This is a genomic window from Serratia sp. (in: enterobacteria) (genome assembly GCF_052400455.1).
In the GTDB taxonomy this organism is placed as follows: domain Bacteria; phylum Pseudomonadota; class Gammaproteobacteria; order Enterobacterales; family Enterobacteriaceae; genus Serratia; species Serratia ureilytica.
Genome location: NZ_CP185812.1, coordinates 4402074 through 4426257 on the forward strand (window position 1 = coordinate 4402074; position 24184 = coordinate 4426257).

General features: G+C 60.5%; 20 protein-coding genes, 1 tRNA gene, 2 pseudogenes and 1 riboswitch. Of the genes and pseudogenes, 12 read left to right on the forward strand and 11 right to left on the reverse strand.

All coding sequences use genetic code 11. From position 1 onward, the window contains the following. Position 1: 1 nt before the first annotated feature. Positions 2-1162 (forward strand): glutathionylspermidine synthase family protein, encoded by a 1161-nt coding sequence (locus tag ACORQT_RS21185; RefSeq protein ID WP_033644600.1) that lies wholly within the window; start codon positions 2-4, stop codon positions 1160-1162. Between the two features lie 47 nt (positions 1163-1209). Here the strand turns inward: ACORQT_RS21185 and ygiD are convergent, their stop codons facing one another. Continuing rightward, positions 1210-1992, reverse strand: a complete 783-nt coding sequence (ygiD, locus tag ACORQT_RS21190; RefSeq protein ID WP_033644599.1) for a 4,5-DOPA dioxygenase extradiol — start codon at positions 1990-1992, stop codon at positions 1210-1212. 325 nt (positions 1993-2317) lie between these two features. Here ygiD and ACORQT_RS21195 point away from each other — a divergent pair, with 325 nt between their 5' ends. Beyond that, the gene (locus ACORQT_RS21195; protein WP_164057060.1) at positions 2318-3850 is read left to right on the forward strand and encodes an alkaline phosphatase; all 1533 of its coding nucleotides are present in this window, start codon (positions 2318-2320) and stop codon (positions 3848-3850) included. 52 nt (positions 3851-3902) lie between these two features. On the opposite strand, the gene ribB is transcribed toward ACORQT_RS21195, so the two are convergent. After that, on the reverse strand, positions 3903-4556 hold the full coding sequence (ribB, locus tag ACORQT_RS21200; RefSeq protein WP_033636071.1) for a 3,4-dihydroxy-2-butanone-4-phosphate synthase: 654 nt from the start codon (positions 4554-4556) through the stop codon (positions 3903-3905). 109 nt (positions 4557-4665) lie between these two features. Continuing rightward, positions 4666-4826, reverse strand: a riboswitch (FMN riboswitch). 147 nt (positions 4827-4973) lie between these two features. On the opposite strand from ribB, the pseudogene ubiK reads away from it, so the two are divergent. Next, positions 4974-5248: pseudogene (gene ubiK, locus ACORQT_RS21205) on the forward strand (ubiquinone biosynthesis accessory factor UbiK). Positions 5249-5299: 51 nt separating this feature from the next. On the opposite strand, the gene hldE reads toward ubiK, so the two are convergent. The 3 genes from hldE to ACORQT_RS21220 all read right to left on the reverse strand — a co-directional run bounded on the left by hldE (position 5300) and on the right by ACORQT_RS21220 (position 10998). Further along, positions 5300-6730 carry a bifunctional D-glycero-beta-D-manno-heptose-7-phosphate kinase/D-glycero-beta-D-manno-heptose 1-phosphate adenylyltransferase HldE gene (gene hldE / locus ACORQT_RS21210; RefSeq protein ID WP_033644597.1) on the reverse strand — a complete coding sequence of 477 codons (1431 nt, stop codon included), beginning with the start codon at positions 6728-6730 and terminating at the stop codon, positions 5300-5302. A 77-nt stretch (positions 6731-6807) separates the two neighbouring features. Then, on the reverse strand, positions 6808-9645 hold the full coding sequence (gene glnE / locus ACORQT_RS21215) for a bifunctional [glutamate--ammonia ligase]-adenylyl-L-tyrosine phosphorylase/[glutamate--ammonia-ligase] adenylyltransferase (RefSeq protein WP_164057059.1): 2838 nt from the start codon (positions 9643-9645) through the stop codon (positions 6808-6810). Between the two features lie 45 nt (positions 9646-9690). Then, the gene (locus tag ACORQT_RS21220; RefSeq protein WP_444859279.1) at positions 9691-10998 is read right to left on the reverse strand and encodes a CYTH domain-containing protein; all 1308 of its coding nucleotides are present in this window, start codon (positions 10996-10998) and stop codon (positions 9691-9693) included. A 277-nt stretch (positions 10999-11275) separates the two neighbouring features. On the opposite strand from ACORQT_RS21220, the gene ACORQT_RS21225 reads away from it, so the two are divergent. Beyond that, the gene (locus tag ACORQT_RS21225) at positions 11276-11896 is read left to right on the forward strand and encodes a TIGR04211 family SH3 domain-containing protein (RefSeq protein ID WP_033644594.1); all 621 of its coding nucleotides are present in this window, start codon (positions 11276-11278) and stop codon (positions 11894-11896) included. Between the two features lie 122 nt (positions 11897-12018). Continuing rightward, positions 12019-13264, forward strand: a pseudogene (locus tag ACORQT_RS21230) (multifunctional CCA addition/repair protein). Between the two features lie 39 nt (positions 13265-13303). Here ACORQT_RS21230 and bacA read toward each other — a convergent pair. Together bacA and folB are read right to left on the reverse strand one after the other, a co-directional pair. Continuing rightward, complete coding sequence (gene bacA / locus ACORQT_RS21235) at positions 13304-14128, reverse strand: undecaprenyl-diphosphate phosphatase (RefSeq protein WP_033644592.1); 825 nt, start codon at positions 14126-14128, stop codon at positions 13304-13306. Between the two features lie 132 nt (positions 14129-14260). Then, positions 14261-14620: a bifunctional dihydroneopterin aldolase/7,8-dihydroneopterin epimerase gene (gene folB, locus ACORQT_RS21240; RefSeq protein WP_015379095.1), complete on the reverse strand. Its 360-nt coding sequence runs from the start codon at positions 14618-14620 to the stop codon at positions 14261-14263. A gap of 107 nt (positions 14621-14727) precedes the next feature. Between folB and plsY the strand changes: the two genes are divergently transcribed. Continuing rightward, positions 14728-15372 (forward strand): glycerol-3-phosphate 1-O-acyltransferase PlsY, encoded by a 645-nt coding sequence (gene plsY, locus ACORQT_RS21245; protein ID WP_033644590.1) that lies wholly within the window; start codon positions 14728-14730, stop codon positions 15370-15372. A 30-nt stretch (positions 15373-15402) separates the two neighbouring features. On the opposite strand, the gene tsaD is transcribed toward plsY, so the two are convergent. After that, the gene (gene tsaD / locus ACORQT_RS21250) at positions 15403-16416 is read right to left on the reverse strand and encodes a tRNA (adenosine(37)-N6)-threonylcarbamoyltransferase complex transferase subunit TsaD (protein WP_004937199.1); all 1014 of its coding nucleotides are present in this window, start codon (positions 16414-16416) and stop codon (positions 15403-15405) included. Between the two features lie 325 nt (positions 16417-16741). Here tsaD and rpsU point away from each other — a divergent pair, with 325 nt between their 5' ends. The 3 genes from rpsU (at position 16742) to rpoD (ending at position 20841) form a co-directional block, all read left to right on the forward strand. After that, positions 16742-16957, forward strand: a complete 216-nt coding sequence (rpsU, locus tag ACORQT_RS21255) for a 30S ribosomal protein S21 (protein ID WP_001144069.1) — start codon at positions 16742-16744, stop codon at positions 16955-16957. 136 nt (positions 16958-17093) lie between these two features. Beyond that, complete coding sequence (dnaG, locus tag ACORQT_RS21260) at positions 17094-18842, forward strand: DNA primase (RefSeq protein ID WP_033651286.1); 1749 nt, start codon at positions 17094-17096, stop codon at positions 18840-18842. Positions 18843-18999: 157 nt separating this feature from the next. Beyond that, entirely contained in the window at positions 19000-20841 is a 1842-nt protein-coding gene (rpoD, locus tag ACORQT_RS21265; protein ID WP_025304326.1) for an RNA polymerase sigma factor RpoD, read from the forward strand. A gap of 55 nt (positions 20842-20896) precedes the next feature. Here rpoD and ACORQT_RS21270 read toward each other — a convergent pair whose 3' ends face one another. Together ACORQT_RS21270 and mug are read right to left on the reverse strand one after the other, a co-directional pair. Beyond that, on the reverse strand, positions 20897-21349 hold the full coding sequence (locus ACORQT_RS21270) for a nuclear transport factor 2 family protein (RefSeq protein ID WP_033651285.1): 453 nt from the start codon (positions 21347-21349) through the stop codon (positions 20897-20899). A 16-nt stretch (positions 21350-21365) separates the two neighbouring features. Beyond that, a complete protein-coding gene (gene mug, locus ACORQT_RS21275) occupies positions 21366-21854 on the reverse strand; it encodes a G/U mismatch-specific DNA glycosylase (RefSeq protein ID WP_033644588.1) in 489 nt (162 codons plus the stop codon). 146 nt (positions 21855-22000) lie between these two features. On the opposite strand from mug, the gene ACORQT_RS21280 reads away from it, so the two are divergent. Next, positions 22001-22076, forward strand: a tRNA-Ile gene (locus ACORQT_RS21280). A 122-nt stretch (positions 22077-22198) separates the two neighbouring features. Continuing rightward, the gene (gene aac(6') / locus ACORQT_RS21285) at positions 22199-22639 is read left to right on the forward strand and encodes an aminoglycoside 6'-N-acetyltransferase (protein WP_164057057.1); all 441 of its coding nucleotides are present in this window, start codon (positions 22199-22201) and stop codon (positions 22637-22639) included. Here aac(6') and ACORQT_RS21290 read toward each other — a convergent pair whose 3' ends face one another. After that, entirely contained in the window at positions 22640-23356 is a 717-nt protein-coding gene (locus ACORQT_RS21290; RefSeq protein WP_089192273.1) for an HPP family protein, read from the reverse strand. Positions 23357-23518: 162 nt separating this feature from the next. On the opposite strand from ACORQT_RS21290, the gene yfcF reads away from it, so the two are divergent. Next, positions 23519-24154, forward strand: a complete 636-nt coding sequence (gene yfcF, locus ACORQT_RS21295; protein WP_004937171.1) for a glutathione transferase — start codon at positions 23519-23521, stop codon at positions 24152-24154. Positions 24155-24184 lie beyond the last annotated feature (30 nt).

Below are 24184 nucleotides of genomic sequence, written 5' to 3' on the forward strand. Positions count from 1 at the left end.
CATGAAACGTATTGCCATTACCGAGCGCCCGGACTGGCGCGAAAAAGCAACCGAGTTCGGCTTCCGTTTCCACACCATGTACGGCGAGCCGTACTGGTGCGAAGACGCCTATTACCAGTTCACGCTGGCGCAGATTGAAGAGATCGAAAACGCCACCGCCGAGCTGCATCAGATGTGCCTGCAGGTGGTGGAGAAAGTGGTCGCCAGCGACGAGCTGATGGCCAAGTTCTGCATCCCGAAACACACCTGGGAATTCGTGCGCAGCTCCTGGCGCACCAACCAGCCGTCGCTGTATTCGCGTCTCGATCTGGCCTACGACGGCGTCAATCCGCCGAAGCTGCTGGAGAACAACGCCGATACGCCCACCTCACTGTATGAAGCGGCCTTCTTCCAATGGCTGTGGCTGGAAGACCAGATCAACGCCGGCAAGCTGGATCCGGAATCGGATCAGTACAACAGCCTGCAGGAGAAACTGATCGAGCGTTTCGCCGAGCTGAAAGCGCATCACGGCTTCGGCCTGTTGCACCTGGCCTGCTGCCAGGACAGCGAAGAAGATCGCGGCACGGTGCAATACCTGCAGGACTGCGCGCAGGAAGCCGGTCTGCCGACCGAGTTCCTGTTCATGGAAGAGATCGGCCTCGGCGAGAAAGGCCAGTTCACCGATCTGCAGGATCAGGTGATCGGCAACCTGTTCAAGCTCTATCCGTGGGAATTCATGCTGCGCGAGATGTTCTCCACCAAGCTGGAAGACGCCGGCGTGCGCTGGCTGGAGCCGGCCTGGAAAAGCATCATCTCCAACAAGGCGCTGCTGCCGCTGCTGTGGGAAATGTTCCCGAATCACCCTAACCTGCTGCCGGCTTATTTCGCGCAAGACGATCATCCGCCGATGGATCATTACGTCACCAAACCGCTGTTCTCACGCGAAGGCGCCAATATCCAGATCGTCGAAAACGGTCAGGAAGTGGCGCGCGTCGATGGGCCGTACGGCGAAGAAGGCATGATCGTGCAGCAGTTCCATCCGCTGCCGAAGTTCGAAGACAGCTACACGCTGATCGGCAGCTGGCTGGTGAACGATCAACCCTGCGGCATCGGCCTGCGCGAAGATCGCGAACTGATCACGCAGGATCTGTCGCGCTTCTATCCGCACACCATCCTCGGCTGATCGCCCCGCTGAAGGCAAAAACGCCAGTCTCTGACTGGCGTTTTTCTCTAGCCCACCTGCACCGACAGCATGCTCAGCGCTCCCATTTCGATACCGTCGATCGGCACGCTGATGGCCTCTTTTCCATCCCAGCCGCCGAGCACATACAGCAATGGCAGATAGTGTTCCGGCGTCGGGTTCGACAGCGCCGCGCCCTCATGACGCATGAAATCCACCAGCGGGTGGTTATCGCCCCGATAACGCAGGTTATCCCGGACAAAGTTATTGAAAGACTCCGCCCACGGATAGGCGCTGGTATCGCCCTGCCATTTCACCATGCGCAGGTTGTGCACCACGTTGCCGCTGGCGACGATCATCACGCCCTCATCGCGCAGCGCCGCGAGTTTGCGGCCCAGCTCATAGTGGTAAGCCGCCGGCTGAGTGCCGTCGACGCTGAGCTGCACCACCGGGATATCGGCATTGGGATACATCTTGATCAAGACGCCCCAGGTGCCGTGATCCAACCCCCACTCGCCGAGATCCGCCGTTACCGGCACCGGCGCCAGAATGTGCTGCAGCTGCGCAGCCAGCGCGGGGGAACCCGGCGCAGGGTAGCGGGTATCAAACAGCGCCTGCGGGAACCCGCCGAAGTCGTGAATGGTTTTGGGTTTTTCCATCGCGGTGACCGCAGTGCCGCGGGTATACCAATGCGCAGAAACCGCCACGATCGCCTTCGGACGCGGCAATGACTCACCCAACGCACGCCATGCCTGGGTGTAGCGGTTGTCTTCCAGCACGTTCATCGGGCTACCGTGGCCAAGAAACAGTGCCGGCATACGAGAGGTGTTCATAGAGCGATCCTTAGTTCAAATTGTGCTATGGCGTTACATTACGCGCTTTGCCGCAGCAACACAGCCGGATAACCGTGATGAAGATATTCAATAAATTTGAATTAAAAATCGCAAAAATGCACTGGCAAACAAAAAGTTAAAAAATGCATGATTTTCAAATGATTAATAAAAATCATGAATACCATGGCATTACTGCCACACAGATCTAAATTGTGAACAATTTATGTATTTTTTGTTAACACAATCGATACACTCCTCCTTCCGTCGACAGGGTGTTGGCAGCCCGTCGGCGCTACGGGAATCACGTCTCACCAAGGAGGAATTCATGTTCAGACTCACACTGGCAACCCGCCTGGCGCTTTCCATGTCCTTGTTAGCCACCGGGGCGGCAGCCGCCAAAGCGACGGACAACGCGCCGCTGACGCAGCGCGAAGACCCTTACTTCCTTCAGGCGCAAGCTCAGCTGCAACAGCGACTGAAACAGACCCCAAACACCAACCGCGCTAAAAACGTCATTCTGGTGGTCGGTGACGGCATGGGGTTTTCCACCGTGACCGCCGCCCGTATTTTTGAAGGACAGCAGCGCGGCGTGGACGGCGAATCCAACGTGCTGGCCTGGGAAGCCTTCCCCTATCTGGCGGCAGCCAAAACCTATTCCGCCGACGCCCAAATCACCGACTCCGCGCCCAGCGCGGTGGCGATGACCACCGGCGTCAAAACCATCAACGATCTGATGGGTCTCAACCATACGGCCGCCCTCAACAACTGCGAGGATCAGCAAACCAAGGCCGTCACCACGCTGTGGGAGATGGCCGCAACGCTCGGCATGTCCACCGGCGCCGTGACGACCGCGACCATTACCCACGCCACGCCGGGCGCCACCTATGCCCATATCGCCAACCGCGACTGGGAGTCTGACGCCAAAATGACGGCGGATGCCCTGGCCGCAGGCTGCCGCGACATCGCGCGCCAGCTGGTGGAAATGAAATACGGCAACGGCCTGAACGTGGCGATGGGCGGCGGGCGCGCCAACTTCCTGCCCGACAGCGTGAGCGATCCGGAATATCCCGGCAAGAAAGGCGCCAGAAAGGACGGCCGTGACCTGACGCAGGCCTGGCTGCAACGCTACGGCGAGCGCGGACAATACGTCTGGAATCAGGCCCAGTTCGACAAAATCGAACCGGGCAACGTCGACCATTTGCTGGCCCTGTTCGAGCCGTCGCACATGAACTTCGAACATGACCGGCGGCAAGACGCGGCGGGAGAGCCTTCGCTGGCGGAAATGACCGGCAAGGCCATCGATATTTTGGCCAGGAATCCCGAAGGCTATCTGCTGCTGGTGGAAGGCGGGCGCGTCGATCACGGCAGCCATAACGGCAACGCCTACCGCACGCTAAGCGACGCGGTCGCCCTGAACGAGGCGGTGAAAACCATTGTCGGCAAGGTCAACCTGGACGAAACGCTGGTGATCGTGACCGGCGATCACAGCCACACGCTGACCATCGCCGGCTATGCCAAGCGCGGCAATCCTATCCTCGGCATTTCCGTCGGCGTCGACGGTAAACCTCGGCTGGGCAGCGACGGCAAGCCCTACACCACCCTCGGTTTCGCCAACGGCCCCGGCGGCGCGATCCCGCTGACCGAGCGCCCGGCATTGACCATGGAGCAAACCACCGCGCCCGACTTTATTCAGCCGGCGCTGGTGCCGCTGAAAAGCGAGACGCACGGCGGGGAAGATCTCGGCATCTACGCCATCGGCCCCTGGGCACATCTGTTCCAGGGTACGGTTGAGGAGAACTACACCTTCCACGTGATGAATTACGCCAGCCGCATCAGCGAACGCCTGTCAGAACGGTAGATACAAAAAAGCCGCATTACGCGGCTTTTTTATCGTTGAAAGCGGCCGGCTATCAGCTGGCTTTTTTCTCGTGCGCCTGGCGGTAGGCCACCAGATCTTCGATGGTCAGCACCACCATGTCGTGCTGTTTGGCGAAGGCGATCACTTCCGGCGCATGCGCCATGCTGCCATCGTCGTTGGTCAGTTCACACAGCACGCCGGCAGGTTTGAAACCGGCCATGGAGACCAGATCGATGGTCGCTTCGGTGTGGCCGCGACGGCTCAGCACGCCGCCCGGCTGCGCGCGCAGCGGGAACACGTGGCCCGGACGGTTCAGGTCGCTCGGCTTGGCGCTGTCTGCCACCGCCGCACGGATGGTGGTCAGGCGATCGGAAGCGGAAACCCCGGTGGTCACGCCCTGCGCCGCTTCGATGGTCACGGTGAAGGCGGTCTGGAACTGGCTGGAGTTGTTGGTCACCATCATCGGCAGCTCAAGCTGCTGACGGCGTTCTTCGGTGATGCACAGGCACACGATGCCGCTGCCGTGGCGAATGGTCAGCGCCATCTGCTCAACGGTCATGGTTTCCGCGGCGAAGATCATGTCACCTTCGTTTTCACGGTTTTCATCATCGAGCACCATCACGCCGCGCCCGTTGCGCAGTGCGTCGATCGCGCGTTCAACGCGTTCTGTCGGCGTGCCGAAGTCTGAAAGTAGCGTCTGATTCATGGTAAAAAACCTCATTAAAAATTATGGATTACCAGAACCAGGGCGATCTTGAGGAGTAGCTAGCAATAGCTAAAAAAATAACGCAAGCGGGCGCATGCCCGGCAGATACCGTTACTCTCTCCCATCCGGACTATAACCGTCGGCCCCGGAATTACACCGGATCTGCTGACCTCTAACCGGCCTTTACAGGCTGGCTGAGCGCTCGCGGGCTTTCACCGTAGAAGGTGATTTACCGCCGGTGGGGACTTTCACCCCGCCCTGAGAATAAGCAAGATGACTATAACGCTAATGGATAGACAGGGCAATTGGCAAAAGCACAATTCGGCCACGCGCGGCGAATGCGCTTAATGGTGTTTATCCGGCGGGCAACTCGCATTACACTAAGCGGCAGCTATTAAACTCTGAAAGGGATACGCCATGATTGACCCGAAAAAAATCGAACAAATCGCACGCCAGGTTCATGAGTCCATGCCTAAAGGCGTTCGTGAATTCGGGGAAGACGTTGAGAAAAAATCCGTCAGGTGCTGCAGTCGCAGTTGACCCGCCTGGATTTGGTTAACCGCGAAGAGTTCGACGTGCAGACTCAGGTGCTGTTGCGCACCCGCGAAAAGCTGGCGCTGTTGGAACAGCGCATGGCCGAGCTGGAAAGCAAGCTGAGCGCGGCGCCGGCCGCCAAACAGGAAGACGAATAATTCCCGCCAAGGGCGCGCACCGCGCGCCCTTGTTCTTTACGTCGCCCGGCGTTAGCCGCGCCCGTCTTTGATCGCTTTGATGATGTTGGTGGTCGACAGGCCGTCTTCAAAGTTCAGCACTTTGACATCGCCGCCGTTGGCCCACACTTCCGCACTGCCGGCAATCTCTTCCGGCTTGTAATCGCCGCCTTTGACCAGCAGATCCGGCAAGATGTCGGCGATCAAGCGCTGCGGCGTGTCCTCCTCGAACGGCACCACCCAATCCACCGCTTCCAGCGCACCCAGCACAATCATGCGGTTCTCCAGCGCGTTGACCGGGCGTTTTTCCCCTTTCAGGCGTTTGGTCGACGCATCGCTGTTCACCGCCACGATCAGGCGATCGCCCAGCTTGCGAGCATTGGCCAGATAAGAGACGTGGCCGGCATGCAGAATGTCGAAGATGCCGTTGGTCATCACCACTTTTTCGCCGCGCTGACGCGCCTGCGCGACGGCCTGTTTCAACTGCGCTTCGGTCATCACGCCAAAACCGGTCTCGGCGCGGCCGCGCACCGCGTTCTCCAGTTCGATCGGCGACACGGTGGAGGTACCGAGCTTGCCCACCACCACGCCGGCGGCGGCATTGGCCAGGAAACAGGACTCTTCCAGCGAGTTGCCGGCGGCCAGCGAGGCGGCCAGCACGCCGATCACGGTGTCGCCGGCGCCGGTCACATCGAACACTTCCTGCGCCTGGGTCGGCAAGTGCAGCGGCTCAACGCCCGGCTGCAGCAGCGTCATGCCGTGTTCGGAACGGGTAACCAGCAGCGCCGACAGCTCGAAATCCGCCACCAGCTTCATGCCGCGTTCTACCAGTTCCGCTTCATCCTTACAGTGGCCCACCACCGCTTCGAACTCGGACAGGTTCGGCGTCAGCAGCGTCGCGCCGCGATAGCGCTCGAAATCGGATCCTTTCGGATCGATCAGCACCGGCACCTTGGCGGCGCGCGCCAGTTGGATCATGCCCTGCACCTGGCTGAGCGCGCCCTTGGCGTAATCGGACAGCACCAGCGCGCCGATCTGCGGCAGCGCCTGCTGAATGCGCTCCAGCATCGGCTGCGGATCAACGTTGGAGAAGCCTTCTTCGAAGTCGAGACGGATCAATTGCTGGTTGCGCGACAGCACGCGCAGCTTGGTAATGGTCGGATGGGTCGGCACCGAGACGAAGTCGCAGCGCACGTTGACTTCATTCAGCTTGGCGCTCAGCGCCCGCGCCGCATCGTCGATGCCGGTCAGGCCCACCAGACGGGAAGTGGCGCCCAGCGAAGCGATGTTCATCGCCACGTTAGCCGCGCCGCCGGGACGCTCTTCGATGGTATCGACCTTGACCACCGGCACCGGGGCTTCCGGTGAAATGCGGCTGGTCGGCCCATACCAATAGCGATCCAACATGACGTCACCGACCACCAGCACACCGGCGCGGCGAAAATCAGGCAGCGTAACTTTCATCCGATAACTCCAAAAAAGAACAAAATTTTAGTGGCGCAGATATTACCACAGACCGCCGGAATACCCGCAAAAAGGTATTAATCCAGCCATTTGGCCCAGCTGGCGCGCACCTGCTCGCGCTCGGCGGCAAACAGCTCGCTGCCGACCTTGCCGGAATGTTCCTGCAGCGCCAGGTGGTGGATCTCGTCGCGCATGGTGACATAGGCCTGGGTCAGCGCGCGCGCCTCCTCTTCCGGCATGATGTCATAATTGGCCATCAGCTCGAAGATGCGCACGTTGTCCGACCAACGCGTCAGGCGCGGTTCACCCGGCGCATAGCGTAAGACCAGATATTGGGCGATAAATTCGATGTCGGTAATGCCGCCCTCATCGGCCTTGATATCAAACAGATCGCGCTGCTTGTTGCCGAGATGGTTGCGCATCTTTTCGCGCATCTCGCGCACTTCGCGCTTCAGGGTCTGCGCATCGCGCGTTTTGCACAGGATCTCGCGCCGGATCGCGTCGAACTGCTGATGCAGCGCCGGATCGCCGTGCACGATGCGCGCGCGCACCAGGGCCTGATGCTCCCAGGTCCAGGCTTCGTTTTGCTGGTAGTCGGCGAACGCCTCGACGGTGCTGACCAGCATCCCCGCGGCGCCGGAAGGCCGCAGGCGCGCGTCCACCTCATACAGAATGCCCGAGGACGTGCGGGTGCTGAACAGATGCATCACTCGCTGCGCCAGCCGCAGGTAGAACTGGCGGCCGTCGATGCAGCGATCGCCGTCGGTCATCACCTCCGGCGGGCAATCCAGCAGGAACACCAGATCGAGATCGGAACTGTAACCCAGCTCCCAGCCGCCCAGCTTGCCGTAGCCGATCACCGCAAAGCCGCGCCCTTCGCGCTCCTGCAGATGGGTGGGCTGGCCGTAGCGCGCCACCATATCGCTCCAGGCCTGCTGCACCACCGCGTCGATGATCGCCTCCGCCAGATAAGTCAGGTGATCGCTCACTTTCATCACCGGCAGCGCGCCGGCGATATCCGCAGCCGCGATGCGCAGCTGCTGCGCCTGTTTGAACTGACGCAGCGCCTCCAGCTTTTGCTCTTCGTCGTCTTCCGGCACCCGCAGCAGATACTGCCGCAGCTCGCTGCGGTAGGCGTCCAGCGCCACCGGCTGATACAGCGTGGCCGGATCCAGCAGCTCGTCCAGCAGCAGCGGGTAACGCGACAGCTGGTTGGCGACCATCGGCGACGCGGCGCACAGGCGGATCAGATGGCTGAGCGCCGCATGGTACTCCACCAGCAACTCGAGATAGGTAGTGCGGGTGACGATGCTCAGCAGCAGCTGCGCCAGCCGCACCAGCGCGGTCGGCGCGTCTTGCCGCGGGCATACCTCCGCCAGCAGGCGCGGCATCAGCTGATCGAGCACGTCGCGGCCGCGCGGGCCGATGGTGCGCTTGTCGACGTCGTGACGAAAATCGGCGATGGTGCGCAGCATCTGTCGACGCGCCTCTTCGTCCAGGTGCGGCGTCAGCGGCGCCAGCTCGTTCTCCTCCAGTGCGTCTTGCCACAGGCTGTGATAGTGCTGGTAATCGGGATCTTCGCCGACATCCGGGCTATCGTCGCCGATCAGGTCGTCGAACACCGCGCGCACCGCCTGCATGTGCACGTCCAGCGCCGCCATCAGCGCCAGCCAATCCGCCAACCCCATGCCGTAGGCCAACCGCGCCTGATCGAGCGCCTCCTGCGGCAGCGTCTGGGTTTGCTGATCGCCGATCGCCTGCAGCAGGTTCTCCAGCCGCCGCAGGAACAGGTAGGCGGCGCTCAGCGCCCGCACCTGCTCGCTTTCCAGCAGCACCAGCTCGCCCACCGCCTGCAGCGTCGGCAGCAGCGAACGCCCCTGCAGCGCCGGTTCACGGCCGCCGCGGATCAGCTGGAATACCTGAGTGATGAATTCGATTTCGCGAATGCCGCCGGCGCCCAGCTTGATGTTGTCCTTCAGACCGCGCCGCCGCACTTCACGGGCGATCATGCCCTTCATGTTGCGCAAAGATTGGATGACACTGAAATCGATGTAGCGGCGGAACACGAACGGCCGCAGCGTTTTACGCAGCTCCTGGCTGTAGGCGTCTTCCGCCCCGCCCATCAGGCGCGCCTTCACCATCGCATAGCGTTCCCAATCGCGCCCCTGTTCCTGGTAGTAATCCTCCAGCGCCGCAAAGCTCATCACCAACGGGCCGCTGTCGCCGAACGGCCGCAGCCGCATGTCGACACGATAGACGAAGCCATCGATGGTCTGTTGATCCAGCGCCTTGATCAGCCGCTGGCCGAGACGGGTGAAGAACTGGGCGTTATCCAGCTCGCGCCGCCCGCCCTGGGTTTGACCATTTTCCGGGTAAGCGAAGATCAGATCGATGTCCGACGAGAAGTTCAGTTCGCCGCCGCCCAGCTTGCCCATGCCGAGGATCAGCAGCGGCTGCGGTTCGCCGTCGGCATTGCACGGCGTGCCCCACTCGCGGCAACAGGTTTGGTACAGCCAGTCGCGCGCGCTGACGATCAGCGTCTCCGCCAGCCCGCTCAGCTGCAGCAACGTTTCTTCGGTCGAACACAGCCCTTGCGCCTGCGCCCAGGCGATGCGCACCAGCGTTTCGCGGCGAAACAGACGCAGCGTGCGCATCAGTTGCGCTTCGTCGCGCACCTCTTCCAGCTCGTCCTGCAACCAGGCGGCGTAGTGTTGCCACTCGCCGGGCGCCGGCGGCTGTTCGCGCAGCGTCGCCAGCCAGGCCGGCTGGGCGAGCAGCGCGTCGCTGACGAAGTCGCTCGACGCCAGCACCCACTGCTCTTGCTCGCTAAAGGCGCAGTCCGCGCCGTGAACTTCCTGAAAACGCTGCACAACCTGCTGTGCCTGAGCCTGTAACGCGGCTGAAAGTGGCGACATAGTGTATGACCCGTTCTGCGGCCCACGGCTGGCGGGCCGGCTTGATTAACGAAGCGCGCCGTTTAACCAGAATGGCGCATGCGATAAGGCCTGTTTGCGGCTGGCTTCATACCAGCCCTGGCGGCGCTCGCTCAGCGCCGCCTGCAGCTCGCGCCAGGCGTCGATATAAGGCCCGGTCTGCTCGTCGGGGTAAGCGCCCGACAGCAGGACCAGCGCCGAAATCTGACGCGTCAGGCGCGGCAATTGTTCCTGATATTCATCTTCGTTCAGCGTACGGCTGAAGGCTTCTTTCAGCTCCGCGCCGCTGCGCCCCAGCATGATGTCGCTGAAGCGTTTGAAAGAACCGTCCAGTTTGGCCTGCCCTTTGGCGTCGATAAACGGCCGCCAGGCGCCGCGCACCAGCCATGATGTGAGCGCCAACTTACATTGCAGATAGGCCGCGCTGTAGCACAGGCTCTCCGGTTGCGCGGCTTTGTCCGCCAACAGCGGTTCGAGCTCGGTCAGGCGGGCGCGCAGATCGGCGCTGGCCTTGCGCGGCACCAGGCCGCCGAAGATCACCAGCGCCTGGCGGATGGTGCCGACCGCTTCGAGGCCCCCCCCGCGCGCCTGCGCATCGCCGCGCAGCCACAGCTCCTCATGGTACTGCCAATGGTTGAGCGCCAGCTCGAAGGCGGCGATCATCCCCTGCTCCACGGTCGCCTTCGCCGCCGGCTTCAGCACCCGCAGCGGGCGCACCTCGCGCGGCGGATTGCCCTGCGCCAGGTGGTAGCCGCGCGCCGCCTTGCTCAGGCTGCCCTGACGCAGCCCGCCATGGGCCGCCAGCTCGCCGGCCAACGCCAGCAGATCGGCGGTGTTGCCTTTCAGCAGCTCCAGTTCGATCTCGCTCAGGGCTTCGCTGAGGTCACCGGCGCGCACCTCTCCCTGATCCAAGCCAATCTCGATCTCGCTTTGGCCGTAAGTGACCACCCACTTTTCACGCGCAAAGTCGGTACGGAACAGCGGCTGCAACGCCTGCTGCAGCGCCGCGATATCACAATCCTGTGGCCAGATGTCGGCAGGAAACTGCGCCAGCGCCAGCTGCGGCTCGGCGATAGCGACGTTGTATTCCGGACGTTGGTGCAGGCCGGCCACCACTTTACCTGCGGTTTTGATGGTCATCTCATAGCGATCGTCGAAACCGCGAATGCGCAGCCCCATGTCGTGATTGCGCAGGAAGTTATCGGCCGTTTCGAAGTAAATGTTGGTCAGTTTTTGCGGCGCGGAATGCTGATGCGGCCAGGCGGCAAGCCATTGCGGCAGAGCGGCCACCGCTTGCGGCGCGGCGATGAATTTCAGTTCAATTTCAACGGTCATAATTCTTTAACACCAATAAGTTATGCATTCACGTCTGTTTCAGCGCGGCGCGTTCGGCCGCCGCATACTGCCCAATGACGCACAGTTGCCGTTATCTTACCGCGATTCCCGGCGCCTTAACCCTGCTAACTGTAGAAAAAACCTGTTACGTTATAAAACGCCGCGCAACTCACAGAATCAGCCACAGTAAGATAGTTCTCATTCCGGTTTTGGCGTTGCGTCGTCAGACTGAACGCTCTACTATCGTTCCATAAATTCACCAAGAAACGATGAACTAATGCAGAAATTACGCCTGATTTGCCTTGCCGCGCTGAGCTTCAGCATCACTTGGGGCGCACATGCCGAAGATAAACGCTATATCTCCGATGAGTTAAGCACTTACGTCCATAGCGGCCCAGGTAATCAGTACCGTATTGTCGGCACTCTGAACGCCGGTGAAGAAGTCACCCTGCTGAGCGTCAACGACAGCACCAACTACGGCCAAATCCGCGATCCGAAAGGCCGCACCACCTGGATCCCACTCGATCAGCTCAGCCAGACGCCGAGCCTGCGCACCCGCGTGCCCGAGCTGGAACAGCAGGTGAAAACCCTGACCGACAAGCTGGCCAACATCGATAACACCTGGAACCAGCGCACGGCGGAAATGCAGGAAAAAGTCGCGGGCAGCGACAGCACCATCAGCAGCCTGCAGAAGGAAAACCAGGATCTGAAAAACCAGCTGGTGGTCGCGCAGAAGAAGGTTAACGCCGTTAACCTGCAGCTCGACGACAAACAGCGCACCATTATTCTGCAGTGGTTCATGTACGGCGGCGGCGTCGCCGGCGTCGGTTTGCTGCTGGGCCTGCTGTTGCCGCACCTGATCCCGCGCCGCAAGAACAACAATCGCTGGATGAACTGATCTCAGTATCGTTCAGTTTGAGTATGGGCGCCTGCGGGCGCCCTTTTCATTGGCGCCGACATCCCGCGGCCAATTCATGTAATCTGATAGACAGAGCCTTACACGATATTCAGGAGTCAACAGTGCAGATTTATCTGGTCGGCGGCGCCGTTCGCGACAGCCTGCTCGACATTCCGGTGGTCGATCATGATTGGGTGGTGGTGGGCGCCACGCCGGCCGAGCTGCTGGCGTTGGGCTACCAGCAGGTCGGCAAAGACTTTCCGGTATTCCTCAATCCCGACACCCACGAGGAGTACGCGCTGGCGCGCACCGAGCGCAAATCCGGCCAGGGATACACCGGTTTTACCTGCTATGCCGCGCCGGACGTCACGCTGGAGGAGGATCTGCTGCGGCGCGATCTGACCATCAACGCCATCGCCCGTTCCGCCGAGGGGGGAGCTGATTGATCCTTACGGCGGCGTGGCCGATCTGCAGGCGCGCGTGCTGCGCCACGTTTCCGACGCCTTCGGCGAAGATCCGCTGCGCGTACTGCGCGTGGCGCGCTTCACCGCCCGCTTCGCCCACCTGGGTTTTCGCATCGCCGACGAAACGCTCGCCCTGATGCGCCGGATGGCGCATAGCGGTGAACTGGCCGCGCTGACCGCCGAACGCGTCTGGAAAGAAACGGAAAAGGCGCTGCAAAGCCAGAGCCCGCAGGTCTATTTTCAGGTGCTGCGCGACTGCGATGCGCTGGCGGTGCTGTTCCCGGAAATCGACGCGCTGTTCGGCGTGCCGGCTCCCGCCAAGTGGCACCCGGAGATCGACACCGGCGTGCACACGCTGATGGCGTTGGCGATCGCCGCCCGCCTCACGCCGGAGGTGGACGTGCGCTTCGCCACCCTGTGCCATGACCTCGGCAAGGGATTGACGCCAAAAGCGTTCTGGCCGCATCACCACGGCCACGGCCCGGCCGGCGTGCGGTTGGTCGAGGCGCTGTGCCAGCGGCTGCGGGTGCCTAACCCGGTGCGCGATCTGAGCAAGCTGGTGGCCGAGTACCATGATCTGATCCACACCGTGAACAAGCTGCGGCTGGAGACCCTATTGAAGCTGTTCGACGCCATCGACGTCTGGCGCAAGCCGCACCGGCTGGAGCAGATGATCCTGACCAGCGAGGCGGACGCGCGCGGCCGTACCGGCTTTGAGGAGAATCCCTATCCGCAGGGCGACTATCTGCGTCAGGCGTATCAGGTGGCGAACGCGGTATCTATTAAAGAGGTGGTGGCCAGCGGGCTGCAGGGCACCGCGATCCGCGACGAGCTCAAACGCCGCCGCCAGCAGGCGCTGGCAGAGTGGAAGCTCACCCAAACCATCATCAACGATCAGGCATAAAAAAACCCCGCGGAGCGGGTTTTTTCTTGCCGTGAAGGCTTACAGGAACACCATGTAAACCACGGCCGCCACGATAAAGCGGTAGATAGCGAACGGCACGAACGAGATGCGTTTGATCAGCGACAGGAAGGTCTTGATCGCAACCAGCGCCACCACGAAGGCGGTGACGAAACCGACGGCGAACATCGGCAGGTCGCCCCAGGTCAGGAAGTGCAGGCTCTTGTACAGATCCAGGCCGCTGGCGCCAATCATCATCGGCACAGCCAGAATGAAGGAGAACTCGGACGCCGCATAGCGGTTCACGCCCACCAGCATGCCGCCGGCGATAGTGGAACCCGAACGGGAGAAGCCCGGCCACAGCGCCAGACACTGGAAGCAGCCGATCATGAACGCCTGACGGTAAGTGATGTCATCCAGCCCTTCCGCGCTCGGCTTCTTCGGCTTCAGCCATTCCGCCGCCAGCAGCAGCAGGCCGCCGACCACCAACGCGTACATCACGTTTTTCGGCGCAAACAGCGACTTGATGAAATCATGGAAGGCCAGCCCCAGCACCACCGCCGGGATCATCGCCAACAGGATGTGCCCCAGCTTCAGCTGGCCGCTGGTTTTGCCTTCGTGCTCCACCGGCTTGCCGCCGAAATGGATGCCGATCAGACCGAACAACCGGCGCCAGAACATCACGACGACGGCCAGGATCGACCCCAGCTGGATAATGACTTCAAAGGTTTTGGCTTTGTCGCCGGTAAAGCCCAGCCACTCGCCGACGATGATCATATGCCCGGTGGAAGAAACCGGCAAAAATTCGGTTAATCCCTCGACAACCCCAAGAACAAACGCAATAAACAGTGAATGCATGTCTGCCATGTGCTTCGCTCACCCCATAAAATAACGGCTATCACATAAAAAAGCGGCAATGCTTAAAGACAATGCCGCTAAAACAATTCTCAGGATTAAGACCAGGTTAACGGTCTTTCGTTGCAAGCAGATGACATAAAATCATGCGGGACGGGTGCCGCGCTCAATGATCACGCCGACCCGATTGGCATGTGCTACAGCGCCCGGTTTGCTGACCTTAATACGGACCCAGGGGGAATTGAAGCGCTGGAGCAAAATTTCAGATATTTCCTCCGCCACGCGCTCCACCAGCGCGAACCGGTTCGACTCCACGTGTTGGATCACGGCATCGCTGACGTCGGCATAGCTCAGACAGTCATTTACGTCGTCGCTGGCGGCGGCCGGCCGGTTATCCCAGCCCATTTCGATATCGAACACCAGCTTCTGACGAATGCCCTGTTCCCACTCATAAACGCCAATGGTGGTAATTACGGTAAGCTCTTCAATAAATACGATATCCATCACGTCATTCTCTGTTTTTGGCCTTGCCGGATACCACTTCCAGCGGAATGTGCGTATTATCCATAGATGTTGCGAGTAAAACGACCATTATTAAACGGAACCGCGTTATGAGTGCTACCGCGCTTGGCATGATTATCTTCGCGTATCTGTGCGGCTCGATTTCGAGCGCGATCCTGGTTTGCCGGATCGCCAGGCTGCCGGACCCGCGTGAGCATGGCTCAGGAAATCCCGGGGCGACCAACGTCCTGCGCATCGGCGGCCGGCTGGCGGCGGCGGCGGTGCTGGTGTTCGATATTCTGAAAGGGATGTTGCCGGTCTGGCTGGCCTACAAACTCAATGTACCGCCGCTGTATCTGGGCCTGACGGCAATCGCCGCCTGTCTTGGGCACATCTATCCGGTGTTCTTCCACTTCCGCGGCGGTAAAGGCGTGGCGACGGCGTTTGGCGCCATCGCGCCTATCGGCTGGGATCTGACCGGCCTGATGACCGGCACCTGGCTGCTGACGGTGTTGCTCAGCGGCTACTCTTCGCTCGGCGCCATCGTCAGCGCGCTGATCGCCCCGTTCTACGTCTGGTGGTTCAAACCGCAGTTCACCTTCCCAGTGGCGATGCTCTCCTGCCTGATCCTGATGCGGCATCACGACAATATTCAGCGCCTGTGGCGCGGCCAGGAAGGCAAGATTTGGGGCAAGTTCCGCAAGAAGAAAAACGACGCGGATGAGGATAACGGCGACCAGCCGAAAGACGAATAACGTAAGGGCCGGATAATCCGGCCCTTTGTTTTATACCGCAGGCAGTTCCGCCAGCGGCCAGCGCGGCCGCACCGACACGCTCAGCTCCGGGTTGGCGCCGCTCTTCAGCCGCACCATGCCGGCATAGGCGATCATCGCGCCGTTGTCGGTGCAAAATTCCGGGCGGGCATAGAACACTTCCCCGCCGCGTTTCTGCATCATCTCCGCCAGTTTGGCGCGCAACGTGCGGTTGGCGCTCACGCCGCCGGCCATCACCAGGCGTTTGAAGCCGGTTTGCTCCAGCGCGCGTTTGCATTTGATCGCCAGCGTATCCACCACCGCATCCTCGAAAGCGCGGGCGATGTCGGCACGCGTCTGATCGTCGTTGCCGTTGGAGCGTATGGTGTTGGCGGCGAAGGTTTTCAGGCCGGAGAAGCTGAAGTCCAGCCCCGGACGATCGGTCATCGGCCGCGGGAAGGTGAAACGCCCCGCCGTGCCCTGCTGCGCCATCTTCGACAGCATCGGCCCGCCGGGATAATCCAGGCCGAGCAGCTTGGCGGTTTTGTCGAACGCTTCGCCGGCGGCATCGTCGATCGACTCGCCCAGCAGTTCATATTCACCGATGCCGGTGACGCTGATCAGCTGGGTGTGGCCGCCGGAGACCAGCAGCGCGACGAACGGGAACGCCGGCGGGTTATCTTCCAGCATCGGCGCCAGCAGGTGGCCTTCCATGTGGTGCACCGGCACCGCCGGCACGTTCCAGGCGAACGCCAGCGCACGCCCGACGGTAGCGCCGACCAGCAGCGCGCCTACCAGGCCCGGCCCGGCGGTATAAGCCACGCCGTCGATATCGGCCGGGGTCAGGTTGGCCTCTTTCAGCGCCGCCTGAATCAGCGGCACGGTTTTGCGCACGTGATCGCGGGAGGCCAGTTCCGGCACCACGCCGCCGTAGTCGGCGTGCAGCTTCACCTGGCTGTATAATTGGTTGGCCAACAAACCGGTTTGATCGTCATACACTGCAATTCCGGTTTCATCGCAGGACGTTTCTATACCCAGTACTCGCATTACATTTCCCATCATTCACGTGCGGCCGCCAGTCTACCACATTCCGCCGCATTTACCGCCGATGCGGCGCATCTTGTCACCGGCTTGCGCCTATGTCGATGATTCATCCAGAAAATGCCCGAGCGATTAAACACGAGCATTTTTTTCTGATTAGTCTATAATCAGCGCCCGGTGCAAAATTGCGCACGTTGCGGCAGAGCGACGCGGGTTTCAATTTGCGGTGATGCTTTACAAAGCAGCATCCATTGGAGTAAAATTCCGCACCATTTTGAAAAGGCTGGCGCTTGGCCAGCAGCAAACCGAATTTTATTGAGGTGAGAGGCACATGCCGGTAATTAAAGTACGTGAAAACGAGCCATTTGACGTTGCTCTGCGTCGTTTCAAACGCTCTTGCGAAAAAGCGGGTGTTTTAGCTGAAGTTCGTCGTCGTGAGTTTTATGAAAAACCAACTACCGAACGTAAACGCGCTAAAGCTTCTGCTGTGAAACGTCACGCGAAGAAACTGGCTCGCGAAAACGCACGCCGCACTCGTCTGTATTAATTCTTCGGGGGCAACCCCACCGCGTGAATTTCTGATTTTCAAAATCGCGCAGACCGAGTAGTTGCATACGAAGGCCGTGCTTTCCGAAAGGAATGCGCGGCTTGTTCTCGTTTATAGGCTAATGAAGTAAGGGCTTATGGCTGGACGAATTCCGCGCGTATTTATCAATGACTTGCTGGCTCGCACCGACATCGTCGATTTGATCGACGCCCGCGTGAAGCTCAAGAAGCAAGGCAAGAACTACCACGCGTGCTGTCCGTTCCACCACGAAAAGACGCCTTCATTTACCGTTAATGGCGAAAAGCAGTTTTATCACTGTTTTGGGTGTGGTGCGCACGGCAACGCCGTCGACTTTTTGATGAATTACGACCGACTCGAGTTTGTCGAAACCATCGAAGAGCTGGCGACCATGCACGGGTTGGAAGTGCCTTACGAAGCGGGCACCGGGCCGACCCAGATCGAACGCCATCAGCGCCAGAGCCTATACCAACTGATGGAACAGCTCAGCGCGTTCTATCAACAGTCACTGCAGCAGTCCTCCGGGGCACCGGCGCGCAGCTATTTGCAGCAGCGCGGATTAAGTGACGACGTTATTCGCCATTTCGCCATCGGCTTCGCGCCGGCGGGATGGGACAACGCCCTGAAGCGTTTCGGCCGCGACACCGACTCGCGCCGCGCATTGAACGATGCCGGCATGCTGGTGACTAACGATCAGGGGCGTTCGTACGACCGTTTCCGCGAACGGGTGATGTTCCCCATCCGCGACAAGCGCGGGCGCGTCATCGCCTTCGGCGGCCGCGTGCTGGGCGACGGCATGCCCAAGTACCTGAACTCGCCGGAAACCGAAGTTTTCCATAAGGGCCGCCAGCTGTATGGCCTGTATGAAGCACAGCAGAATCACCCAACCCTGCAGCGGCTGCTGGTGGTGGAAGGGTATATGGACGTGGTGGCGTTGGCGCAATTCGGCATCGATTATGCCGTCGCCTCGCTCGGAACCTCGACGACGGCTGAACACATTCAGCTGCTGTTCCGCGCCACCGACAACGTCGTCTGCTGTTACGACGGCGACCGCGCCGGCCGCGAAGCGGCCTGGCGGGCGCTGGAAACCGCGCTGCCGTACCTGAACGACGGGCGCCAGCTGCGGTTCATGTTTTTGCCCGACGGCGAAGACCCGGACACCCTGGTGCGCAAGGAAGGCAAAGAAGCCTTCGAACAGCGAATGGAGCAGGCGCAACCGCTGTCCACTTTCCTGTTCGAAAGCCTGCTGCCGCAGGTGGATTTGAGCAGCCCGGACGGGCGCGCCAAGCTGAGCACGCTGGCGCTGCCGCTGATTACTCAGGTGCCGGGCGAAACGTTGCGCTTGTACCTGCGTCAGGAGCTCGGCAACAAGCTGGGGCTGCTGGACGACAGCCAGCTCGACAAGCTGATGCCCAAGCAGGCTGAAAATGCGAATCCTTATCAGGCGCCCCAGCTAAAACGCACAACCATGCGTATACTGATAGGGTTACTGGTGCAAAATCCGCAGTTGGCTACACTTATCCCTTCGCTGGAAGGGTTGGAGCAGACCAAACAGGCGGGATTGCCGCTGTTCGTCGAACTGGTGCAGACCTGTTTGGCGCAGCCGGGCCTGACAACCGGGCAATTGCTGGAGCTGTATCGCGACAACAAATTCAGCCAGCAGCTTGAAACCTTGGCGACCTGGAACCATATGATCGTTGAGGACATGGTCGAACAGACTTTTTTGGATACGTTGGCCAGCCTGTACGACTCGGTGCTCGAGCAACGGCTGGAAACGCTGATCGCGCAGGCCAGAACGCGCGGCCTGAGCCCGGAGGAACGTGAAGAAGTCCGTTCCCTCAACCAGGTTTTAGCGAAGAAAAACTGAATACCAAACGGCTTAAGTGCCGATAATTGCGAGGGCAGAGCCCTGCACAGTGCCGCCATAGTGGGCCGCGGCGATAACGAAAACGCCCCAAATGCTATTGTTGGCGGTTTCGCCGACCGACACCAACCTAAATACTCTGAAGTGTGGATACCGTCTTATGGAGCAAAACCCGCAGTCACAGCTGAAGCTACTTGTCACCCGTGGTAAGGAGCAAGGCTATCTGACCTATGCTGAGGTCAATGACCATCTGCCGGAAGATATCGTCGACTCCGATCAGATCGAAGACATCATCCAGATGATTAACGACATGGGCATCCAGGTGATGGAAGAAGCACCGGACGCCGATGACCTGCTGCTCGCCGAAAACTCGAACAGCACGGACGAAGATGCGGAAGAAGCCGCCGCACAGGTTCTGTCCAGCGTGGAATCCGAAATCGGCCGCACCACCGACCCGGTGCGCATGTACATGCGCGAAATGGGTACCGTCGAACTGCTGACACGCGAAGGCGAAATCGACATCGCCAAGCGCATCGAAGACGGCATCAACCAGGTGCAGTGCTCGGTTGCCGAATACCCGGAAGCCATCACCTACCTGCTTGAGCAGTACGATCGCGTCGAAGCGGGCGAAGCGCGCCTGTCCGATCTGATCACCGGCTTCGTCGATCCTAACGCGGAAGAGGACATCGCCCCAACCGCGACCCACATCGGTTCCGAACTGTCGAGCGAAGAGCAAGACGACGACGAAGAAGATGAGGATGCCGAAGACGACGACACCGAAGACGACAACAGCATCGATCCTGAGCTGGCGCGTCAGAAGTTCGCCGAACTGCGCGATCAGTATGAAGCGACGCGTCTGGTGATCAAAAAGAACGGCCGCAGCCACGCCAGCGCCGCGGACGAGATCCTGAAGCTGTCTGAAGTGTTCAAGCAGTTCCGCCTGGTGCCGAAACAGTTCGACTTCCTGGTCAACAGCATGCGCACCATGATGGACCGCGTTCGCACCCAGGAACGCATCATCATGAAGCTGTGCGTTGAACAGTGCAAAATGCCGAAGAAAAACTTCGTCACCCTGTTCGCCGGCAACGAAACCAGCGACTCCTGGTTCGAAGCGGCGCTGGCGATGGCCAAGCCATGGTCGGAAAAGCTGAAAGACGTGGCTGAAGACGTGCAGCGCAGCCTGCAGAAACTGCGTCAGATCGAAGAAGAAACCGGCCTGACCATCGAGCAGGTCAAAGACATCAACCGTCGCATGTCGATCGGTGAAGCGAAAGCCCGCCGCGCGAAGAAAGAGATGGTTGAGGCCAACCTGCGTCTGGTTATTTCCATCGCCAAGAAATACACCAACCGCGGCCTGCAGTTCCTGGATCTGATCCAGGAAGGCAACATCGGCCTGATGAAAGCGGTAGACAAGTTCGAATACCGCCGCGGCTACAAGTTCTCGACGTACGCCACCTGGTGGATCCGTCAGGCTATCACCCGCTCCATCGCCGACCAGGCGCGCACCATCCGTATTCCGGTGCATATGATTGAGACCATCAACAAGCTCAACCGTATTTCGCGCCAGATGCTGCAAGAGATGGGCCGCGAGCCGACGCCGGAAGAGCTGGCCGAGCGCATGCTGATGCCGGAAGACAAGATCCGCAAGGTGCTGAAGATCGCCAAAGAGCCAATCTCGATGGAAACGCCGATCGGCGACGACGAAGATTCGCATCTGGGCGACTTCATCGAGGATACCACCCTCGAGCTGCCGCTGGATTCCGCGACTTCGGAAAGCCTGCGTTCCGCCACCCACGACGTGCTGGCCGGCCTGACCGCGCGCGAAGCGAAAGTGCTGCGCATGCGTTTCGGCATCGACATGAACACCGACCACACGCTGGAAGAGGTTGGCAAGCAGTTTGACGTTACCCGTGAGCGTATTCGTCAGATCGAAGCCAAGGCGCTGCGCAAGCTGCGTCACCCAAGCCGCTCCGAAGTGCTGCGCAGCTTCCTGGACGACTAAGTCCGGCGGTTGCACTCAAAACAAAAACCCCGGCCTGCCGGGGTTTTTTTATGCCTCAGAACATGCTGTTGCCGCTGGCGGTTTTCTCCGGCACCGGCTGCGTCACGTCCCAGTGCTCAACGATTTTTCCGGCGCTGTCGAGACGGAAGATATCGATGATCGCCGCGGTTTTACCGGCCTCGCGCCCGCTGACTTCCACATGCAAAATCACATAGTCACCGTCGACGAACGCCTGTTTTACCTCACTGTGCGAGTTGGGATAACGCGTTTTCAGCAGCTCGACAAATTGACGAAAACCCGCCACGCCGTCTTTGGCGTTGGGGTTATGCTGCTTGTACTGTTCGCCCAAAAACGGCCGCGCCGCCGCAAAATCCTTGTTGTTCAGCCCCTGCCGATAAAACTCCAGCACGTTCTGCTTGTTGCGCGCTTCCTGTGGCGAATGCCCCGCCTGTGCAGCGCCGGTCACCAATAACAGCGCCATCACACAGCCTTTCATTATCGATGTCATCGCATACTCCCTTATGTCATTGCAGCGCCAGGAACAGCTCGCGATAGCTGGCGGTAAGCTGCTCCAACGTGGCGCGGTTCAAGCCGCTGGGGTTGGGCAATACCCACACCTCGGTTTGCCCCAGCATCATCGCCTGCTTGCCCCAGGGCGCGTTTTTCACCCCGAAGGCGGTGGTGAACGCCTGCTTGCCTAAAATCGCCAGCGCGCGCGGCTGGTAGCGCAGGATCTTCTCTTGCAGCGCCTCACCGCCGCTGCGCAACTCGTCGCGCGACAGCTCGCTGGCCGCCACCGTCGGGCGCGCCACCAGCGCGGTAATGCCGCAGCCGTTATCCTTCAGCTGCTGCCACTGCTCCGGTGCCAACTGGCTCTCGGTAAAGCCTGCCTGATGGATCACCTTCCAGAAGCGGTTGCTGCCGTTGGCGAAAGGGTAGCCCTGATGGGCGGAAGAAAGGCCGGGGTTGATGCCGCAAAACACCACCCGCAGGCCAGGCGCCAGAAGTTCCATGAGTATCGTGAGTCCATTGCAGGGATTTACTGCGGTTATCGCAAAATCCGCCAGCAATTACAACAGGCTAGAACTGTGCAGAAAAGCAACATACGGGCGGGTAACAGTAGACCGCCGCTTAAGGATTCCCTATAATCTCGCGGCTTGGCCCCTTAGCTCAGTGGTTAGAGCAGGCGACTCATAATCGCTTGGTCGTTGGTTCAAACCCAACAGGGGCCACCAAATTTTAGCTGTTTTCACAGCCTTACAAGCCATCCTGTCCGGGGTGGCTTTTTTGTTTCCCACCGCCGTGCCACACTGCCATTTCGGCATACCTGATTTATTCCGACTCATAAGGACCCCGCATGATCGTCAACTGCGACCACGACAACCTCGATGCCTGGCTGGCTCTGCGCTCGGCGCTGTGGCCCACCTGCCCGTTGGAAGAACATCGCGCAGAAATGCGCGAAATATTGGCTTCGCCGCACCACACCGCGTTTATGGCGCGGGGGCTGGATGGCGTTTTTGTCGCCTTTGCCGAGGTCGCGCTGCGCTACGATTATGTCAACGGCTGCGAATCGTCGCCGGTGGCGTTTTTGGAAGGGATTTATACCGTCGAACGCGCCCGCCGCCAGGGCTGGGCGGCGCGTTTGATCGCGCAGGTGCAAGAGTGGGCCAAGCAGCAGGGGTGCAGCGAGCTGGCGTCGGATACCAACATCGCCAATCTGGACTCCCAGCGCCTGCATGCGGCGCTGGGCTTTGCAGAAACGGAGCGGGTGGTGTTTTACCGCAAAACGCTGGGCTGATCAGGCGGCCTTGCTTTGCCGCTGATGCGCCAGCTGCTCGGCGCGCAGCAGGATCTCCTGCAGATCGTCCTCGTCGATATCGAACAGATCTCCCTCCATCAGCGCCTCGTGCAGATCGGCGCGGGTGATGGCAACGGCATCGATCGGCAGATTGGCCGGCTTGGCCTCCGCCGGCGCCAGCGCGTGCGGGTAGCGTCGCCCGGCCAGGTTATTGAACAGAATGGCCAGCGCCGCCAGCAGCACCGAGTTCAGCAGCACCGGGTACAGCACAAAGTGATAGCCCATCTGGTGAATGCCGGGGCCACCGAGGATGGCGGTCAGCGCCACCGCGCCGCCCGGCGGATGCAGGCAGCGCAGCTTGAACATCAGGCCGATGGCCACCGCCGCCGCCGCGCCGCAGGCCAGGCCCGGATCGGGGATCAGCAGACCGACGCTGACGCCCACCGTCGCCGCCAGCGCATTGCCGCCGACGATCGACCAGGGCTGCGCCAGTGGGCTGTTGGGCACGCCGAACAGCAGCACCGCCGAAGCGCCCATCGGCGCGATAAACCACAGGTTCACCTCACCCAAAATAAAGTGGCTGATCCAGCCGGCGAGCATCAGCCCCAAACCGGCGCCGACGCTGGAAATCAGCATCTCTCGCTTGCCCACCGCCAGCGGGTGCGGCCACAGGCGCGCAACTCCCACTCTTACCCGTTCTATCCACTGCGTCTTCATGTTACCCGATACGGCTCAATTCACGTGTTGGCAACAAATATATCACGTCGCGCCAGCGCCGCCGTCCGCCGCGTCATAAAAGAACTTTTAGGCTAACAGATTGATTTTTAGCCTCCCCTCAACAATGATGAATGTTCCCCCCTTAACCCCGAGGAACCGCCGATGTCTCAACCGATCACCGAGCTTTACACCGACAGTGAATTTTTCAGCCCGTACGCCATGTCCGCCTTTGTCGTGCTGACGGAAAAAGGCATTCCGTTCACCGTGAAGCCGGTGGACCTGGCGAAAGAAGAGAACAAAGAGGCGGCCTACGCGGCGCTGTCGCTCACCCGCCGGGTGCCGACGCTGGCGATCGGCGAGTTCCAGCTCTCGGAGTCTTCGGCGATCGCCGAATACCTGGAAGACATCCACCCGGCCCACGCCGTATACCCGCGCGACGTGAAGCTGCGCGCCAAGGCGCGCGAGATCCAGGCCTGGCTGCGCAGCGATCTGCTGCCGATCCGCGCCGAGCGCTCGACCGAGGTGGTGTTCAACAACGGCAAGTTCCCGCCGCTGTCCGAAGCCGCGCAGGAGGCCGCGCGCAAGCTGATCGCCGCCGTAGAAAAACTGCTGAGCCACGGGCAGGACAATCTGTTCAGGGAGTGGTGCATCGCCGACACCGATCTGGCGCTGATGCTTAACCGGCTGGTGATGCACGGCGATCCGGTGCCGGAGCGAGTGCGCCACTATGCGCACAAGCAGTGGCAGCGCCCGTCGGTGCAGGCCTGGCTGGCATTGTCGGAAAAACGGCGCGCGTGAGAAAAAAATCGGCGGCCACGACGCCGCCGT

Bases quoted from the DNA above. Each gene is read 5' to 3' on its own strand.
- rpsU (WP_001144069.1), top strand. From the start codon at position 16,742: ATGCCGGTAATTAAAGTACGTGAAAACGAGCCATTTGACGTTGCTCTG.
- bacA (WP_033644592.1), bottom strand. From the start codon at position 14,128: ATGGCAGACATGCATTCACTGTTTATTGCGTTTGTTCTTGGGGTTGTC.
- mug (WP_033644588.1), bottom strand. From the start codon at position 21,854: ATGGAACTTCTGGCGCCTGGCCTGCGGGTGGTGTTTTGCGGCATCAAC.
- ACORQT_RS21185 (WP_033644600.1), top strand. From the start codon at position 2: ATGAAACGTATTGCCATTACCGAGCGCCCGGACTGGCGCGAAAAAGCA.
- ribB (WP_033636071.1), bottom strand. From the start codon at position 4,556: ATGAATCAGACGCTACTTTCAGACTTCGGCACGCCGACAGAACGCGTT.
- dnaG (WP_033651286.1), top strand. From the start codon at position 17,094: ATGGCTGGACGAATTCCGCGCGTATTTATCAATGACTTGCTGGCTCGC.
- ygiD (WP_033644599.1), bottom strand. From the start codon at position 1,992: ATGAACACCTCTCGTATGCCGGCACTGTTTCTTGGCCACGGTAGCCCG.
- yfcF (WP_004937171.1), top strand. From the start codon at position 23,519: ATGTCTCAACCGATCACCGAGCTTTACACCGACAGTGAATTTTTCAGC.
- ACORQT_RS21220 (WP_444859279.1), bottom strand. From the start codon at position 10,998: ATGACCGTTGAAATTGAACTGAAATTCATCGCCGCGCCGCAAGCGGTG.
- ACORQT_RS21225 (WP_033644594.1), top strand. From the start codon at position 11,276: ATGCAGAAATTACGCCTGATTTGCCTTGCCGCGCTGAGCTTCAGCATC.
- hldE (WP_033644597.1), bottom strand. From the start codon at position 6,730: ATGAAAGTTACGCTGCCTGATTTTCGCCGCGCCGGTGTGCTGGTGGTC.
- tsaD (WP_004937199.1), bottom strand. From the start codon at position 16,416: ATGCGAGTACTGGGTATAGAAACGTCCTGCGATGAAACCGGAATTGCA.
- plsY (WP_033644590.1), top strand. From the start codon at position 14,728: ATGAGTGCTACCGCGCTTGGCATGATTATCTTCGCGTATCTGTGCGGC.
- rpoD (WP_025304326.1), top strand. From the start codon at position 19,000: ATGGAGCAAAACCCGCAGTCACAGCTGAAGCTACTTGTCACCCGTGGT.
- ACORQT_RS21290 (WP_089192273.1), bottom strand. From the start codon at position 23,356: ATGAAGACGCAGTGGATAGAACGGGTAAGAGTGGGAGTTGCGCGCCTG.
- glnE (WP_164057059.1), bottom strand. From the start codon at position 9,645: ATGTCGCCACTTTCAGCCGCGTTACAGGCTCAGGCACAGCAGGTTGTG.
- ACORQT_RS21195 (WP_164057060.1), top strand. From the start codon at position 2,318: ATGTTCAGACTCACACTGGCAACCCGCCTGGCGCTTTCCATGTCCTTG.
- ACORQT_RS21270 (WP_033651285.1), bottom strand. From the start codon at position 21,349: ATGACATCGATAATGAAAGGCTGTGTGATGGCGCTGTTATTGGTGACC.
- folB (WP_015379095.1), bottom strand. From the start codon at position 14,620: ATGGATATCGTATTTATTGAAGAGCTTACCGTAATTACCACCATTGGC.